Origin of the sequence: Ectopseudomonas chengduensis (genome assembly GCF_900102635.1) — a bacterium.
Lineage (GTDB): Bacteria > Pseudomonadota > Gammaproteobacteria > Pseudomonadales > Pseudomonadaceae > Aquipseudomonas > Aquipseudomonas chengduensis.
Genome location: NZ_FMZQ01000014.1, coordinates 42,558 through 60,150 on the forward strand (window position 1 = coordinate 42,558; position 17,593 = coordinate 60,150).

Genomic DNA, 17,593 nt, shown 5'->3' on the forward strand with positions numbered 1-17,593 from the left:
GCCATTGAATATGGCGGACTCAGGAGGATTCGAACCTCCGACCGCTCGGTTCGTAGCCGAGTACTCTATCCAGCTGAGCTATGAGTCCGTTTGGTGTTTTTATACCAGATCACCTCTGGTTGATTCGCCAGCCAGGCTTACGCCTGACTCGCTGAATAATGGCGGAGAAGGGGGGATTCGAACCCCCGACACCCTTTTGAGGTGTACTCCCTTAGCAGGGGAGCGCCTTCGGCCACTCGGCCACCTCTCCGCAACACGGGGCGCATGATAAACATGTTTTCCCCGTTTGCAAACAAAAATTTGTAGAAAAATTAGTGGCTTGGTTCGTCACCCTTCTCTTTCTGGATGCGCTGGTAGATTTCTTCACGGTGTACGGCAACCTCTTTCGGCGCATTGACACCAATGCGCACCTGGTTACCTTTCACACCCAACACGGTGACAGTCACATCATCACCGACCATCAGGGTCTCTCCGACCCGGCGAGTCAGAATCAGCATTCCTTTCTCCTCAACGGATTACATTTCTCAGGACAACAGTCTGCAAAAAGAAAATGGTGCCAGCTTCCCGCTAAATCAAGCCTGAAAGCCTCCACCCAAGTATTGACCAGCGCGCGCAGAAAGAAAGTTCCCACGTACCAGTCAAAAAGACGAAAGGCGCGGAACCAGCCGCGCCTTTCAAATCAGTTGAATCACTCGCCCTGTCGGGCCGGGGCATCCAGCTCGAAAGCGGTATGCAGAGCGCGTACCGCCAACTCCAGATACTTCTCTTCGATGACCACGGACACCTTGATCTCCGAGGTGGAGATCATCTGGATATTGATGGTCTCCTTGGCCAGGGCTTCGAACATACGGCTGGCAACACCGGCATGGGAGCGCATACCGACACCGACGATGGACACCTTGGCGATATTGGTGTCGCCGACCACTTCACGGGCGCCCAGCTCGTCTGCAGTTTTCTGCAGCACGCCGAGGGCGTTGTTGTAGTCATTGCGGTGCACGGTGAAGGTGAAATCGGTGGTGTTATCGTGCGAGACGTTCTGCACGATCATGTCGACTTCGATGTTGGCGGCGCTGATCGGGCCGAGAATCTTGAAGGCGATGCCGGGGATATCCGGTACCCCACGGATGGTCAGCTTGGCTTCGTCGCGGTTGAAAGCGATGCCGGAAATGATCGGCTGTTCCATGGATTCCTCTTCATCAAGGGTAATGAGGGTGCCCGGCCCCTCCTGGAAGCTGTGCAGGACGCGCAGCGGGACGTTGTACTTGCCGGCGAACTCCACCGAACGAATCTGCAGCACCTTGGAGCCGAGGCTGGCCATTTCCAGCATCTCTTCAAAGGTGATCTTTTCCAGGCGCTGGGCCTTGGGCACCACACGCGGGTCGGTGGTGTAGACACCATCGACGTCGGTGTAGATCTGGCACTCGTCGGCTTTCAGCGCCGCAGCCAGAGCCACGCCGGTGGTGTCGGAACCGCCACGACCGAGGGTGGTGATATTGCCGTGCTCGTCGACACCCTGGAAGCCGGCGACGACGACGACGCGACCGGCCTTGAGATCAGTACGAATCTTCTGGTCATCGATCTGCAGAATGCGCGCCTTATTGTGCGCGCTGTCGGTAAGGATGCGCACCTGGTTGCCGGTGTAGGACACCGCAGGCACGCCGCGCTTGATCAGCGCCATGGCCAGCAGGGCAATGGTCACCTGCTCACCGGTGGACACCATGACATCCAGCTCACGCGCAACCGGCTCGCCATCGGTGATCTGTTTGGCCAGATCGATCAGGCGGTTGGTTTCGCCGCTCATGGCGGAAACCACGACGACGATGTCGTCACCGTTCTCGCGGAACTTCTTCACCTTGTCGGCCACCTGCGCGATACGCTCGATGGTGCCGACGGAGGTGCCCCCAAACTTCTGTACGATCAAAGCCATTTCAAAAAGCCGCCTGATTCCTCGAAGGGCGCCCATTAAACCCGCATCGGGTCATACTGCCAAGGCCCGCCGGACGCACTGCGGGCCCCGCTTTCTCGCTCGTTACGAAGCCTGCTCGACCAGAGTAGCGGCCAGAGCCAGGGCATCATCCAGCTTGCCGGCATCAACGCCGCCGCCCTGAGCCATGTCCGGGCGACCGCCGCCCTTGCCACCCACAGCTGCCGCGGCCTGACGCATCAGGTCACCGGCCTTGACCTTGGCGGTCAGATCCTGGGTCACACCAGCGACCAGCACCACCTTCTCGTCGAACACACCACCGAGCAGAATCACAGCGCTGCCCAGCTTGTTCTTCAACTGGTCGACCAGCGCCAGCAGCGCCTTGCCGTCCAGACCATCGAGACGCGCAGCCAGCACCTTGGTGCCCTTCACGTCCACGGCCGAACCGGCCAGGTCGTTACCGGCGGCGCTGGCGGCCTTGGCCTTGAGCTGCTCCAGCTCCTTTTCCAGCTGACGGTTACGCTCGATCAGGGCCGAGAGCTTGTCCAGCACGGTGTCGCGGCTGCCCTTGACCAGAGAAGCGGCTTCCTTGAGCTGCTCCTCGGCGCCATTGAGCCAGGCCAGCGCGGCTGCGCCAGTGACCGCTTCGATACGACGCACGCCAGCGGCCACGCCGCCTTCGCTGGTGATCTTGAACAGACCGATGTCGCCAGTACGCGATACGTGGGTACCGCCGCAGAGCTCGACGGAGAAGTCGCCGCCCATGCTCAGCACACGCACCTGATCACCGTACTTCTCGCCGAAAAGCGCCATGGCGCCCTTGGCCTTGGCGGTTTCGATATCGGTTTCTTCGGTCTCGACCTCGGAGTTCTTGCGAATCTCGGCGTTGACGATGTCTTCCAGCTGCTTGATCTGCTCGGGCTTGATCGCCTCGAAGTGGCTGAAGTCGAAACGCAGGCGCTGACTGTCGACCAGCGAGCCCTTCTGCTGCACGTGATCGCCCAGCACCTGACGCAGCGCGGCGTGCAGCAGGTGAGTCGCGGAGTGGTTCAGCGCGGTGGCCTGACGCACGCCGGCTTCGGCTTCAGCCTTGACGCTGGTGCCGACACTCAGGCCGCCCTTGGCCACCACACCGTGGTGCAGGAAGGCGCCGCCGGCCTTGGTGGTGTCGCGCACGTCGAAGCGTACGCCGGCACTTTCCAGGTAACCGCAGTCGCCGATCTGGCCACCGGATTCGGCGTAGAACGGGGTCTGATCCAGCACCACCACGCCCTCCTCGCCTTCGGCGAGGCTGTCGACCGCAGCACCGGCCTTGAACAAAGCAATGATCTTGCCGCTGCCGCTGGTGCCTTCGTAGCCGAGGAAGCGGGTGTCGGCGTCGACCTTGACCAGGGCGTTGTAGTCCATGCCGAAGGAGCTGGCGGAGCGGGCGCGCTCGCGCTGCGCCTCCATCTCACGTTCGAAGCCTTCCTCGTCCACCGACAGCTCGCGCTCGCGAGCGATGTCGGCGGTCAGGTCAACCGGGAAACCGTAGGTGTCGTACAGCTTGAACACCACGTCGCCCGGGATGACCGAGCCTTTCAAGCCAGCCAGATCCTGCTCGAGGATCTTCAGGCCCTGCTCCAGGGTCTTGGCGAACTGCTCTTCCTCGGTTTTCAGCACACGCTCGATGTGCGCCTGCTGCTGCTTGAGCTCGGGGAAGGCTTCGCCCATCTCGGCCACCAGGGCGGCGACGATCTGGTAGAAGAAGCTGCCCTTGGCGCCCAGCTTGTTACCGTGGCGGCAAGCGCGACGCACGATGCGGCGCAGCACGTAGCCACGGCCTTCGTTGGACGGGGTGACACCGTCGGCGATCAGGAAGCTGCAGGAACGGATATGGTCGGCCACCACTTTCAGCGAAGCCTGGCCTTCATTGCTGCAGCCAATGGCCTTGGCCGAGGCAGCCAGCAGGTTCTGGAACAGGTCGATCTCGTAGTTCGAGTTGACGTGCTGCAGCACGGCGCTGATGCGCTCCAGGCCCATGCCGGTGTCCACGCTCGGCGCCGGCAGCGGGTGCAGCACGCCGTCTGCAGTGCGGTTGAACTGCATGAACACGTTGTTCCAGATCTCGATGTAGCGGTCGCCATCTTCTTCCGGGCTACCGGGTGGGCCGCCCCAGATGTGCTCGCCGTGGTCGAAGAAGATCTCGGTGCACGGGCCGCACGGGCCGGTATCGCCCATTGCCCAGAAGTTGTCGGAAGCGTATGGCGCGCCCTTGTTGTCGCCGATGCGGATCATGCGCTCGGCCGGTACGCCAATTTCCTTGTTCCAGATCTCGTAGGCTTCGTCATCGGTGGCGTAGACGGTGACCCAGAGCTTTTCCTTGGGCAGGTTCAGCCACTTGTCGGAGGTCAGGAATTCCCAGGCGTAATGAATGGCGTCACGCTTGAAATAGTCGCCGAAGCTGAAGTTGCCCAGCATCTCGAAGAAGGTGTGGTGACGCGCGGTGTAGCCGACGTTTTCCAGGTCGTTGTGCTTGCCGCCGGCACGCACACACTTCTGGCTGGTGGTGGCGCGGGTATAGGCGCGCTTTTCCAGGCCCAGGAAGCAGTCCTTGAACTGGTTCATGCCCGCGTTGGTGAACAGCAGGGTTGGGTCGTTCGCCGGAATCAGCGAGCTGGAAGCGACACGGGTGTGCCCTTTTTCTTCGAAGAAGCTCAGGAAGGCTTCACGGATTTCTGCGCTTTTCATAGGGATATCCACGGAATCAGGCGGCCATGGCAAAGCCGGCGAAGCAGACAAAGTGAAAACGTAGCGAGCGAAGGTCAGGCAAGGCGCCACGACCAACGGGAGTAACAGCCAAAGGCTGGCCCGAAGGATGAGCGCCAGCGAATCAAACCGGCGAAGAACGCACTGGGCTCGCAAACGAGTTTACGAGTTGTAAATGAGCATTCTGAGCCGGTTTTTAACGCAGCATGACCGAGCGCAGTAGTTTTCACGCAGTCTGCAAAGGGCCGCATTATATCGGGCCCACCGCGCGCGGCTAGTACCTTGTTGATAGCCGACAGCTATGAACTGTCGGCATATTGCTCAATGAGAGCGAAAAGCGGCGAACGCCTCGATCACCCGCTCGATTTGCTCAGCGCTGACATCCAGATGAGTGACCAGACGAAGGCGCGGCGCGGCACTGACGGCGATGCCGCGTTCGGCCATGAAGGCCTTGATCTGCCCGGCGCGCTCACCAAGTTGCACATAGACCATATTGGTCTGCACCGGCTCGACGCTATAGCCCAGTTCGGTCAGTGCAGCGCCCAGGCGCGCCGCGTTGGCGTGATCCTCAGCCAGGCGCTGAACCTGATGCTGCAGGGCATACAACCCCGCCGCCGCCAACACCCCGGCCTGACGCATGCCGCCACCGACCATCTTGCGCAGACGCCGCGCCTTGGCAATCAGCGCAGTACTGCCACAGAGCACCGAACCGACCGGCGCACCGAGGCCCTTGGACAGGCATACCGAGACCGAGTCGAAGTGCTGGGTAATTTCGCGCGCCGGCACACCGAGCTTGACCGCGGCGTTGTACAGGCGGGCACCATCGAGGTGCAGGCTCAAGCCACGGCGGCGAGTGAGTTCGCGGGCGGCAGCCAGGTAGTCGAGCGGCAGCACCTTGCCCTGCATGGTGTTTTCCAGGGCCAGCAAGCGGGTACGGGCGAAATGAAAGTCATCCTGCTTGATCGCCGCCTCAACCTTGGCCAGATCCAGCGAGCCGTCGGCCTCACCCTCAATCGGCTGCGGCTGGATGGAACCGAGCACGGCCGCACCACCGCCCTCGTACTTATAAGTGTGTGCCTGCTGGCCAACGATGTACTCGTCACCGCGCTCGCAATGAGCCATCAGGCCCAGCAGGTTGCTCATGGTGCCGGTGGGGACGAACAGCGCCGCCGCGAAGCCCAGCTCATTGGTCAGCCAGGCCTCCAGACGGTTTACCGTGGGGTCTTCGCCATACACGTCATCGCCCAACTCGGCAGCCATCATGGCTTCGCGCATGGCAACAGAGGGTTGGGTGACGGTGTCGCTACGCAGGTCGATCAGGGGCATGACAGGCTTTCCCGGCAATTGGCGAAAGGCTCATGCTAAAGAGGTCGCACAGACGGTGAAAGATACAGTTGCGCGATAAAGCAACTTGCCGACACCGTAGCCCGGATGCAATCCGGGGAAAATGTGCCGGTCATCCCCGGATTGCATCCGGGCTACAGCAAGCCGGCACCATCGTCCGGGACGATGAGAATGGCGGCGCGCAGGCCATTCTTGACCTTGGGATTGGGGAAAATGATCCGCGCGCCCTTCTCCTCCACCATCCAGCGACTGTCGGCGATGTCTTCGGCGAGCAGGTAACCGGGCTCCAGTTCGGTGAAGTTTTCGATATCCGCCGGCAGGTGCAACTGGAAGCTGTCGCTGTGCTTGATGACCTCACGTGATACCGAAAACAGCTGCAAGCCATCGAGCGTCGGCTCACCGCTGATCACTTCGCGCCCTTCGATCAGAGCGTGCAGCGCATTCTCCAGCAGGTCGAGGTTGACCAACTCGTTCTGACCGAAGGCGCGCGCCTTGCCCAACTCTAGGGTGAAAGCCTCGGCACCAAGCTGCGCATAGGTGTAGGCGCTGAAGGTGATCGAAGACTTGTTCTGCAGCAGCACCGCCTCGATGCCGGCAGCACGCAGGCGCTCCAGCTCACGCCGTGAGTGAGCGCGACCTTCCTGCCAGGGATAGAGGGCAAACTGCTCGATCTTCGAGCCGCGAATGGCGGTGTGCAGGTCGTAATGCAGGCGAGTGCGGCCTGTTTGCTTGCCGAAAAAGGTGGCGGCCAGATGCTCCAGGTCGCAGGCGCGAATAGCCTCGAAGCCACTGGATTGCTCGTGACGACCACTGAACAGGCGATTGAGATCCTGCTCGATATAGCGCTCACCGCGGCGCATGGCCTCGGGATTGCCGAACAGAAAGAGAATACGAGCCGCCGGATGCAGTTCATTGCGCGCGATGCCGCGCAGCAGACGATCGAGCAGCTCGATTGGCGCGGTTTCGTTGCCATGGACGCCGGCCGATAGCAGCAGGTCAAGGCCATTGTCGCGCGCTGCAGGCGGAGTCACCTCCAGCGCACCTTCGTCGAGCCAACGCAGACGCGTACCATCGGGCGTCAGTTGAATCTTCGCCGACGGCTCGTGGCCGGCCAGGGTCAGTTCAAGCAGTTTGCCGAGGGCAAGCATGGGGACTCCTTGGTTCGCAGCATTTCCGTAGGGTGGGCTGAAGCGGAGCGCCGCCCGGCCCACCCTACCAGGTTCAATCAGTGGTTGCAGTCCGGGCCATGAACATGATCATCCTCGTCGGCAATCATCGGCTCCATCTCCAGTTGCAGGCTGACCAGGTTGGTGGCCTGCGGACGCAACAGCAGGTTGACGTACTCGGTATCGCCCTCTTCCACATCGACACCGATCAGCAACTGATCGCCAACGGCCTGGACCCACAGCTCCTTGCCCTGCCAGACCACGGCAAAGCGGCTGCAGGAGGTTTCCAGTTGGGTACCGTCGTTGTCTTCAAGAATCAGTTGCAGCGCGTCGCTCATAAAATCTCCGGGAATCGAGGTCAGGTTCAGGCTATCTGGAAAGGATAGACCGAGCCCAGTTTAAGGATCTGCGTCAGTTCATCCAATGCCGTGCGGCATTCGGTGAGCAATTGCGGGTCGGCCAGATCGGCTTCGCTGAGGCGGTCGCGGTAATGCTTGTCGACCCAGGCCACCAGGGTGTCATGCAGCGCGTCGCTCATCAGCACGCCCGGATTGACCGCAGCCAGCTCCTGCTCATTGAGCGCCACACGCAGGCGCAGGCAAGCAGGACCACCGCCGTTCTGCATGCTCTGCTTGAGGTCGAACACCCGCACCTCGCGGATCGGCCCGCCACTCGCGGTCAGTTGCTCCAGGTAGCGCCAGACGCTGGCGTTGCTCTTGCACTCCTCTGGCACCACCAACAGCATGCTGCCATCGGTGCGCGTCAGCAGTTGGCTGTTGAACAGGTAGGAACGCACCGCATCCTGCACGCTGACGGCAGAAGCTGGCACGCAGATGGCCTGGAAGTTACCGCCGCGCCGGGCCAGTTTTTCACCCAGTTCGGCCAGTACCTTGTCGGTGCCCAAGAAGGCATCCTGGTGATAGAGCAGCACCTCGCCGTTGCCCACGGCGATCACGTCGTTGTGAAACACGCCCTGATCGATCACCTCCGGATTCTGCTGGGCGAACACCACCCCGGCCTTGCCCAGGCCATGCAAGCGAGCCACCGCGTGAGAGGCTTCCAGAGTCTGCCGCGCCGGGTAGCGCTGCGGGGCCGGATAGCGGCTGTCGAAAGCGCTGCGGCCGTAGACGAAGAACTCTACACCGGCGTCGCCATAGCCCTTGCAGAAACGCGTGTGGTTGGCCGCACCTTCGTCACCGAACTGACTGACCGCCGGCAACGCCGGGTGATGAGCGAAGTGCTTCTCGCTGGCGAACATCGCCTGCAACACCCGACTGGTGGTGGGGTGCTCGATACTGCGGTGGAACTTGCAGTTGAGGTTGGCGGCGGTGAAGTGCACGCGGCCATCTGCCGTGTCGGCGCTGGGACTGACAGTGCAGGAATTGGCCGTCCACATGCTGGAGGCCGAGCTGCTTGCAACCAACAAAGGCATGGCGCCCTTGGCGGCCTTCTGGATCACCTGCGCGTCACTGCCGGTAAAGCCCAGGCTGCGCAGCGTGGCGACGTCCGGACGCTCCTGCGGGGCCAGTACGCCCTGCTTGAAGCCCATGTCCATCAGCGCCTTCATTTTCGCCAGCCCCTGCTTGGCGGCCTCCTTGGGGCTCGACACGGCCTGACAGTTGCTCTGCGACGCGACGTTACCGTAGGACAACCCACCGTAGTTGTGAGTCGGCCCGACCAGGCCGTCGACATTCATTTCAAAAGCGGACATCTCATAAGCGGTCATTACAGAGTCACTCCCGGGGTCAGGGTCGCGGGTAAAGCCAGGCTTTCGCTCTCAAGCCCGGCCACCGGGTAGGCGCAGTAATCCGCTGCATAGTAGGCACTGGCGCGATGGTTGCCCGAAGCGCCGATGCCACCGAAAGGCGCAGTGCTGGCGGCGCCAGTGAGCTGTTTGTTCCAGTTGACGATACCGGCGCGGCTGTGCAGCCAGAATTGCTCAAAGCGCGCCTTCGAGTCCGACAGCAGGCCCGCCGCCAGTCCGTAAACGGTGGCATTGGCCTCGGCGATGGCAGCCTCGAAATTGTCGTAGCGGATCACCTGCAGCAGCGGACCGAAGAATTCTTCGTCAGGACGGTCGTTCACGGCCGTGACATCGAGAATACCGGGCGTCAGTAGCGCGGCACCCGCCTGCGGCTGGGTCATCGCCAGCAATGCCGTGGCGCCGCCGGCCAGCAAGTCCTGCTGCGCCTGCATCAGTTGTGCGGCAGCCTGCAGGGAAATCACCGAGCCCATGAACGGTGCCGGCTGCTCGTCGAAACGACCGACCTTGATCTGCCCGGCAACCTGCACCAGACGCACCAGCAGGGCGTCGCCCCACTCCCCTTGCGGCACCAGCAGACGGCGCGCGCAGGTGCAGCGCTGGCCAGCCGAGATGAACGCGGACTGGACGATGGTGTACACCGCGGCATCGACATCCGCGACCTGATCGACGATCAGCGGGTTGTTGCCGCCCATCTCCAGCGCCAGGATCTTGTCCGGGCGCCCGGCGAATTGAGCGTGCAGCAGGTTGCCGGTGCGGCTGGAGCCAGTGAAGAACAGCCCGTCGATACCAGGATGGCCGGCCAGCGCGACGCCGGTTTCGCGACCGCCCTGCAGCAGGCTGAGCACGCCCTCGGGCAGCCCGGCCTCGATCCAGCATTTGACCGTCAGCTCGGCCACCTTCGGCGTCAGCTCGCTGGGCTTGAACAGCACGCAGTTACCGGCCAGCAGCGCCGGCACGATATGGCCGTTAGGCAAGTGGCCGGGAAAGTTGTAGGGGCCGAACACCGCCACCACACCGTGCGGTTTGTGGCGCAACACCGCGGTGGCGTCGCCCAGCGGGCCGCTCTTCTCACCGGTGCGCTCGCGATAGCTCTGAATGGAAATGGCGACCTTGCCCACCATGCTGTTCACTTCGGTGGCAGCTTCCCACAATGGTTTGCCGGTCTCCTCACCAATCGCCCGGGCCACTTCGTCGGCACGCGACTTCAGGCAGGCGGCGAAGCGTTCCAGCACGGCGATGCGGCCATCCAGCGAATGCGCCGCCCACAACGAGAAAGCGCCACGCGCAGCGGCTACGGCTGCATCGACCTGCGCAGCGGTGGCGCCCTGGCCCTGCCAGAGCACGGCCTGGCTGACTGGGTCGAGCGATTGCAGCGACTCGCCCTGACCGGGCTGCCACTGACCTGCGATGTAATGAGTGTTCATCTTGTTTTACCACTCCCAGCATTTTCCGGCGGCCGGCTTGGGCCGCCACGCAAAACCAATAACTCAGCGGTGCGCCGCCAACGGCACGGCGCGTACCTGATCACCCGCCGAAAGGCGTAGGCGCTTGGCCGTCAATGGATCGACCACCAGGGTGCCGGCCGCCAGGCGCGCAGGTGCAACGGTGATACGGCAGTCCTGGCGCTTGCGGTTGTGCACCAGGAACGGCTCGGCGTCATCACCCGGCGTACCGATGGCCAGTACCAGATTCTGGCTGCCCTGCACGGCGCGAATCTTCGCGGTTTCCGCCTCGATGGCCGGGCCCGCGTCGAAGATGTCGACATAGCCCTGATAGCTGAAACCCTCGGCCTTGAGCATGGCCAGCGCCGGTTCGGTATCCGGGTGCACCCGGCCGATCACGGCGCGTGCATCCTCGGACAGAAAGCAGGTATAGAGCGGAAACTTGGGCATCAACTCGGCGATGAAGGCCTTGTTGCCGACGCCGGTTAGGTAGTCCGCCTGGGAGAACTCCATCTTGAAGAAATGCCGACCGAGGCTTTCCCAGAACGGCGAGCGTCCACGCTCGTCGGACATGCCGCGCATCTCGGCGATCACCTTGTCGCCGAACAGCTCGCGAAACTCGGCGATGAACAGAAAGCGCGCCTTCGACAGCAAACGGCCGTTGAGACCAGTGCGGTAATCGGCATGCAGGAACAGCGAGCACAGTTCGGAGTTACCGGTCAGGTCGTTGGCCATGAACAGCGTCGGCACTTGGCGATGGATGTTCAACTCCTGAGAAGCGCTGACGGTCAGGCCGACCCGGTAGTTGTACCAGGGCTCGCGCAGGCCGACGGCGCCGGCCACCGCAGAAATGCCCACCACCTTGCCGGCATCGTCTTCGAGGACGAACAGGTAGTCGGCATCGGCACGTTCGGCCTCGCCACGAAATGCCTTCTCCGCCCAGCCGACCCGGTGCGCCAGGCGCTCCTCGTTGGCCGGCAGCGTGGTCAGGCCAGCGCCGGTGCTGCGAGCCAGGTCGATCAGGGCCGGCAAGTCGGCACTGCGCACGGGACGAACGATCATAAAGCCTCCAGATTCCTCAAGAGCGCCGCCGGCACTCTCCTTCGCCCTTGAAGGGCGCCCTCTCCAGCCGGAGAGAGCCTGTTAAACCGCTACCAACCTGACGCTGGCGCCTTCGCCGACACCCAGGGCCTCGGCCACCTGTGCGCTGAGCACCACAGGCTTGCCCGGCACCCAGTCGAGATCGGCGACGATGGCGCGGAAATCCTGCAGTTGGCCGTTGCTCACCAGATACTGGCGCCCGCCCGCCTCGGCCTCGCCGATCTTCACCGGCACCAGGCGGCTCTGCGCGATGCTGCGGATGCCCGAGGTACGCGCATGCAGGGTCGGGCCACCGTCGAAGATGTCGATGTAGTGGTCGGTCTCGAAGCCTTCGCGCATGAGGATGTCGAAGGTGATCTGCGCACGCGGATGCACCTGGCCCATGGCCTCCTGCGCCTCGTCGGAGAGCAGCGGCACATAGATGGGGTAATGCGGCATCAGCTCGGCGAGGAAGGTGCGGCTCTTCAACCCGCACAGACGCTCGGCCTCGGCGTAGGTCATGTCGAAGAAGTTGCGCCCCAGCGCGTCCCAGAACGGCGAATCACCGTTCTCGTCGCTGTGACCGACGATCTCCACCACCACGGCATCGGCGAAACGCTCCGGGTGACCCGCCATGAACAGCAGGCGGCCGCGCGAATTGAGCTCGGCGAACACGCTGCTGACCAGCGGGCGCTCGACGTAGAAGCTGGTGAGCAGGCTATTGCCGGTCAGGTCATGACACAGCGACAGCACGTGAATCTTGTTGTGGATCTTCAGCTCACGCGAGTTGTGCACGAAGGTTTCGTTGCGAAAGCTGTAGAAGGGCTCGGAATATCCCGCCGAAGCGACGATGGCGGAACAGCCAACCAGGCGGCCGCTCTCGGTGTCCTCGAGGACGAAGAAGTAGCTCTCCTCGCCGTTGAAACTGACCTCGGCGGCGAATGACGCATCCGAGGCGGCGATCTTGTCGCCCAGCCGGTCTGCATCGTCCGGCAATGAAGTGACACCTACCGGGCTGTCAGCAGCCAGTCGCTGCACTTCGGCCAGGTCCGCCATTTGCGCAGGGCGCATCACCAGCATGGGTCACTCCTTCTAAACAGGGTATTTCATAGCCCGGGTCGGGCAAACAGCCGTGGGAGGCGCTTTCGGCTCGGGCATCCTGCTTCGCTCTACCTCCTGCATCCATGCAGTCGCAGCGGCGATTGTCGCGGCTGAAGCGCCTCCCGCAGCAAGTCAGCAAGGACTCAGGCGGCCGTCAGTTTGCTCAGCGCACGTTCGAAACGAGCCAGGCCTTCGTCGATATCGGCATCTTCGACCACCAGGCTCGGAGCGAAACGCACCACGTCCGGGCCGGCCTGCAGAATCATCAGACCCTCGGCAGTAGCGGCATCGAGCACCTGCTTGGCCTTGCCCATCCACGCCTCGTTGAGTACGCAGCCAAGCAGCAGGCCCATGCCACGTACCTGCTCGAACAGACCGTACTGCTTGCCCAGAGCCAGCAGGCGCGTCTTGAACTGCTCGCTCTTGGTCTTCACACCGTCTAGGGTCTGGCGGGTGTTGACGATATCCAGCACCGCCTCACCGACCGCACAGGCCAGCGGGTTGCCGCCGTAGGTGGTGCCGTGGGTGCCGGGCGAGAAGTGCTTGGCCAGGTCGGTGGTGGTGAGCATCGCCGCGATGGGGAAGCCACCACCCAGGCTCTTGGCGCTGGAGAGAATGTCCGGCACCACGCCGTAATTCATATAGGCGAACAGCTCGCCGGTACGACCCATGCCGCTTTGTACTTCATCGAACACCAGGAGCGCGTTGTGTGCGTTGCACAACTCGCGGGCGCCCTGCAGATAGGCCTTTTCGGCCGGCAGCACGCCGCCCTCGCCCTGCACGGGTTCCAGCACCACGGCGCAGGTCTTGTCGGAAATCGCGGCCTTCAGCGCCTCCAGGTCGTTGTACGGCACATGGGTGATGCCCTGGATCTTCGGCCCGAAACCGTCGGAGTACTTAGGCTGGCCGCCGACGCTGACGGTGAACAGAGTGCGGCCGTGGAAGCTGTTGGTAGCGGCGATGATCTCGTGCTTTTCCGGACCGAAGCGGTCATGGGCAACGCGACGCGCCAGCTTGAACGCTGCCTCGTTGGCCTCGGCGCCGGAGTTGCAGAAGAACACGCGCTCGGCGAAGGTCGCTTCGACCAGCTTCTTGCCCAGACGCAGGGTCGGCTCGTTGGTGAACACGTTGGAGATGTGCCACAGGGTATTGGCCTGCTTGGTCAGCGCCGCGACCAGTGCCGGGTGGCAGTGACCCAGCACGTTGACGGCGATGCCGCCGGCGAAGTCGATCAGCTCTCGACCACTCTGATCCCAGACTCGCGAACCCAGGCCGCGCACGGGGACGAAGGCAGCAGGGGCGTAGTTGGGGACCATGAACTGATCGAAATCGGCGCGTTGCACCGCATCGTGCTGAACGGACATCAAAGCTCTCCTGATGAGAAATACCGGCCGCAGAGAGGCGACGAAGCGCCCGAAACGACAGGGGATGCAAGGATTGTAGGGACTGAATCGGGGTCGGCATTGTCGCCATGCGACAACTTCTTACAGCGCCACCCCAGGTTTTCCGCGGGTTTTCGTCCAAGCGACAGAAAGCGTCGGAAAGGCGCAGTTTAATCGCAGATCGCCGCCTGGAGCACGCCGCTGGAAAAATTCTCCGCAAGCTGACCGATCGGTATCGAAAGTCCTGCCTGCGTAGCCCGGATGCAATCCGGGACTGACACCCGATCGCCCCGGATTTCATCCGGGCTACTGCAGTGTAGGAGCGAGCTCTGCTCGCGAAGCTTTGGCGTTACCCCCCGGTTCGCGAGCAGAGCTCGCTCCCACAAGACGGATCAACCGCGCTCGACCGGCGTCGACGTCAGCTCGAAGGGGCTGTTGCTGCGGCGCTGGTTGCGATCGTCGCGCGGCGTGGCGCCGAAGAAGTTGCGGTAGGCGCTGGAGAAGTGCGGGCCCGAGGAGAAGCCGCAGGACAGGCCGATCTGGATGATCGACTTGCTGGTCTGCATCAGCAGCTGCCGTGCCTTGTTCAGGCGCAGCTCCAGGTAATACTGGCTGGGCACGCGGTTGAGGTACTGCTTGAAGATACGTTCGAGCTGACGACGCGACACGCACACGTGCTGGGCGATCTCGTCGGTGGTCAGCGGCTCCTCGATGTTGGCTTCCATCAGCAGCACGGCCTGGGTCAGCTTCGGGTGGCTGGAGCCGAGGCGATTCTGCAGCGGAATGCGCTGACGCTCACCGCCCTCGCGAATGCGCTCGACCACCAACTCCTCGCTCACCGCACCGGCCAGCTCGGCGCCGTGATCGCGCGCCAGCACCGCCAGCAGCAGATCGAGCACGGCCAAGCCGCCGCAGGCAGTCAGCCGGTCGCGATCCCAATCGAACAGATGGCTGGTGGCGATGACCTTGGGGAAACGCTCGGCGAAATCGTCCTGCCAGCGCCAGTGCACTGCCGCGCGATAACCATCGAGCAAACCGAGCTGAGCCAGCGGATAGACCCCGGCAGACAGCCCGCCAATCACACAACCACTACGCACCTGCTGCTTGAGCGCCGCCGCCAGCCCCGCAGACACCTGCGCTGGCGGCGCATCGGCGAGCAGGAACAGCTTGTCCAACCCTTCCAGATGTCCGGCCCAGGGCTCGCCCGGCAGACGCCAGTCACCCGCAGCCAGCGGCTCGGCCTGGAGGAACACCAGCTCGTACACCACTTCCGGATGCACGCGCTGGGCGACACGCAGGGCCTCCTCCGCTAGGGACAGGGTCAGGGCCTTGGTGCCGGGCCAGTACAAAAAGCCGATTCGATGGGGAGTCATTAGTGTCTATTCAATGGGTTCAACGCACCAGTTAAGTGCGAAGTCTAGCTTCTTATTATTTGAGACTGCCGGAAAGGAACTGCTGCAGCCGTTCGGATTGCGGATTGGCCAGCACTTCCTTCGGGCAACCGCGCTCCTCGACCAATCCCTTGTGCAGGAATACCAGCTGATTCGACACCTCGCGGGCAAAACCCATTTCGTGGGTCACCACCACCATGGTGCGACCTTCGGTGGCCAGGTCCTGCATTACCTTGAGCACTTCGCCGACCAGCTCGGGGTCGAGCGCCGAAGTGGGTTCATCGAACAGCATCACCTCCGGCTCCATGGCCAGGGCACGGGCGATGGCCACGCGCTGCTGCTCACCACCACTCATGTGCGCGGGGTAGGCGTCCTTGCGGTGCGCGACGCCGACCTTGGCCAGGTAATGTTCAGCCTTGTCGCGGGCCTCAGCCTTGCTCATGCCGAGTACGTGTACCGGCGCCTCCATCACGTTCTCCAGGGCGCTCATGTGCGACCACAGATTGAAGTGCTGGAACACCATGGCCAGACGCGAGCGCATGCGCTGCAGCTGTTTGGCATCGGCGGCGCGCAGCGAACCGTCCTTGGCCGGTACCAGCTTCAGCTCTTCGTTGTTGAGCAGAATCTTGCCGGCATGCGGCTGCTCGAGCAGGTTCAAGCAACGCAGGAAGGTGCTCTTGCCCGAGCCGCTGGAGCCGATGATGCTGATCACATCGCCAGCCTTGGCCGCCATCGACACGCCCTTGATCACTTCATGGCTGCCGTAACGCTTGTGCAGGTCCTGAACTTCGAGTTTGTACATGTTCGGGTTCTCTTGAATCGTCATGGCATCAGGCCTTGCGCGGGGCCATGTAGGCCAGCCAGCGGCGCTCAGCCAGCTTGAACAGGCGCACCAGGATGAAGGTCAGCGCCAGGTAGAACAGGCCGGCGGTGATGAAGGCCTCGAAAGGCATGTAGTACTGCGAACTGACGGTGCGCGCGGCGCCGGTGATGTCGATCAGGGTCACGATCGAGGCCAGCGAGGTGGTGTGCAGCATCATGATCACTTCATTGCTGTACTGCGGCAGCGCCCGGCGCAGCGCCGAAGGCAGGAGGATGCGCCGATACAGCTTGCCGCGCGACATGCCCATGGCCTTGGCCGCCTCGATCTCGCCGGGCGGCGTGGCCTTGAGACTGCCAGCGAGGATTTCCGCAGTGTAGGCGCTGGTGTTGATGGCAAACGCCAGGCAGGCGCAGAAGGTCGCACTGGAGAAATACGGCCACATGAAGCTGTCACGAATGAACTCGAACTGGGCCAGCCCGTAATAGATCAGAAACAGCTGCACCAGCATCGGTGTGCCGCGAATCACGTAGGTGTAGAGCCAGGCCGGGAAGTTGACCCAAGGCGATTTCGACACTCGCATCAGTGCCAGTGGCAGCGCCAGGCTGAGGCCGAACGCCAGGGAGATCAGCAGGATTTTCAGGGTCACCAGCACGCCGCCCCAGTACAGCGGCAGGTTCTCCCAGATCATTTGATAGTCGAAGATCATAGGTCAGCCACCTTGGTACCCACCGAGTAGCGCTTCTCGAGGAAACGCAGCGCCAGCAAGGAAACGCTGGTCAGCACCAGATAAAGCCCCGCCACCGCCAGGTAGAAGGTGAACGGCTCACGCGTCGCGTCGGCCGCGCTCTTGGCCTTGAACATCATGTCCTGCAGGCCAACCACGGAAATCAGCGCGGTGGCCTTGGTCAGCACCAGCCAGTTATTGGTGAAACCGGGAATGGCGAAACGGATCATCTGCGGCACGAGAATGCGGAAGAATACCTGCATCCCGCTCATGCCATAGGCCGCACCGGCTTCCGCCTGCCCCTTGGGGATCGCCATGAAGGCACCGCGGAAGGTCTCCGACAGGTAGGCCCCGAAGATAAAGCCCATGGTGAACACGCCAGCGACGAAGGGGTTGATGTCGATGTAATCGTCATAGCCGAGCATCGGCGCGATACGGTTCACCATGTCCTGGCCGCCGTAAAAGATCAGCAGGATCAGCACCAGGTCGGGAATCCCGCGAATCACCGTGGCGTAGGTATCACCCAACGCCGCCAGCCAGCGGATCGGCGACAGACGAAAGGCCGCACCCAGCAGGCCGAGGAAGATCGCCACTGCCATGGACGTCAGCGCCAGAAGCAGGGTGAGCCAGGCACCATCGAGAATGGTCGAGCCGTAGCCTTGAAGCATGCGCTAATACCTCTCAGGCACCCCAGGCGCCGCCT

The 17,593-nt window shown here is 62.6% G+C and carries 15 protein-coding genes and 2 tRNA genes; all 17 read right to left on the minus strand.

Features of this window, described 5'->3' with window-relative positions:
• Positions 1-11: 11 nt before the first annotated feature.
• A tRNA-Arg gene (locus BLS08_RS19995) sits at positions 12-88 on the minus strand.
• A 71-nt stretch (positions 89-159) separates the two neighbouring features.
• A tRNA-Ser gene (locus BLS08_RS20000) sits at positions 160-250 on the minus strand.
• 61 nt (positions 251-311) lie between these two features.
• Positions 312-497 (minus strand): carbon storage regulator CsrA, encoded by a 186-nt coding sequence (gene csrA, locus BLS08_RS20005; protein WP_003244478.1) that lies wholly within the window; start codon positions 495-497, stop codon positions 312-314.
• A gap of 191 nt (positions 498-688) precedes the next feature.
• The gene (locus tag BLS08_RS20010) at positions 689-1,927 is read right to left on the minus strand and encodes an aspartate kinase (RefSeq protein WP_017677541.1); all 1,239 of its coding nucleotides are present in this window, start codon (positions 1,925-1,927) and stop codon (positions 689-691) included.
• A gap of 102 nt (positions 1,928-2,029) precedes the next feature.
• Positions 2,030-4,654 carry an alanine--tRNA ligase gene (gene alaS / locus BLS08_RS20015; RefSeq protein WP_017677542.1) on the minus strand — a complete coding sequence of 875 codons (2,625 nt, stop codon included), beginning with the start codon at positions 4,652-4,654 and terminating at the stop codon, positions 2,030-2,032.
• Between the two features lie 339 nt (positions 4,655-4,993).
• Complete coding sequence (gene ltaE, locus BLS08_RS20020) at positions 4,994-5,998, minus strand: low-specificity L-threonine aldolase (RefSeq protein WP_017677543.1); 1,005 nt, start codon at positions 5,996-5,998, stop codon at positions 4,994-4,996.
• A gap of 152 nt (positions 5,999-6,150) precedes the next feature.
• Complete coding sequence (astE, locus tag BLS08_RS20025) at positions 6,151-7,164, minus strand: succinylglutamate desuccinylase (protein WP_017677544.1); 1,014 nt, start codon at positions 7,162-7,164, stop codon at positions 6,151-6,153.
• A 77-nt stretch (positions 7,165-7,241) separates the two neighbouring features.
• On the minus strand, positions 7,242-7,520 hold the full coding sequence (locus BLS08_RS20030; RefSeq protein ID WP_003461883.1) for a hypothetical protein: 279 nt from the start codon (positions 7,518-7,520) through the stop codon (positions 7,242-7,244).
• Between the two features lie 26 nt (positions 7,521-7,546).
• Positions 7,547-8,893: an N-succinylarginine dihydrolase gene (gene astB, locus BLS08_RS20035; RefSeq protein WP_090337357.1), complete on the minus strand. Its 1,347-nt coding sequence runs from the start codon at positions 8,891-8,893 to the stop codon at positions 7,547-7,549.
• A gap of 14 nt (positions 8,894-8,907) precedes the next feature.
• A complete protein-coding gene (gene astD, locus BLS08_RS20040; RefSeq protein ID WP_090337334.1) occupies positions 8,908-10,371 on the minus strand; it encodes a succinylglutamate-semialdehyde dehydrogenase in 1,464 nt (487 codons plus the stop codon).
• A 63-nt stretch (positions 10,372-10,434) separates the two neighbouring features.
• On the minus strand, positions 10,435-11,451 hold the full coding sequence (gene astA / locus BLS08_RS20045) for an arginine N-succinyltransferase (RefSeq protein ID WP_021488629.1): 1,017 nt from the start codon (positions 11,449-11,451) through the stop codon (positions 10,435-10,437).
• Positions 11,452-11,532: 81 nt separating this feature from the next.
• Positions 11,533-12,549, minus strand: coding sequence for an arginine/ornithine succinyltransferase subunit alpha (gene aruF / locus BLS08_RS20050; RefSeq protein WP_017677548.1), 1,017 nt, complete (start codon positions 12,547-12,549; stop codon positions 11,533-11,535).
• A gap of 164 nt (positions 12,550-12,713) precedes the next feature.
• On the minus strand, positions 12,714-13,934 hold the full coding sequence (locus BLS08_RS20055) for an aspartate aminotransferase family protein (RefSeq protein ID WP_017677549.1): 1,221 nt from the start codon (positions 13,932-13,934) through the stop codon (positions 12,714-12,716).
• A gap of 410 nt (positions 13,935-14,344) precedes the next feature.
• Positions 14,345-15,325, minus strand: coding sequence for a transcriptional regulator ArgR (gene argR / locus BLS08_RS20060; RefSeq protein ID WP_026088623.1), 981 nt, complete (start codon positions 15,323-15,325; stop codon positions 14,345-14,347).
• Between the two features lie 55 nt (positions 15,326-15,380).
• Positions 15,381-16,145, minus strand: a complete 765-nt coding sequence (locus BLS08_RS20065) for an ABC transporter ATP-binding protein (protein ID WP_017677551.1) — start codon at positions 16,143-16,145, stop codon at positions 15,381-15,383.
• A 28-nt stretch (positions 16,146-16,173) separates the two neighbouring features.
• Positions 16,174-16,872: an ABC transporter permease gene (locus tag BLS08_RS20070; protein ID WP_017677552.1), complete on the minus strand. Its 699-nt coding sequence runs from the start codon at positions 16,870-16,872 to the stop codon at positions 16,174-16,176.
• Positions 16,869-17,558, minus strand: a complete 690-nt coding sequence (locus tag BLS08_RS20075; RefSeq protein WP_017677553.1) for an ABC transporter permease — start codon at positions 17,556-17,558, stop codon at positions 16,869-16,871. Before BLS08_RS20075 ends, BLS08_RS20070 begins: the two co-directional genes overlap by 4 nt.
• Positions 17,559-17,593 lie beyond the last annotated feature (35 nt).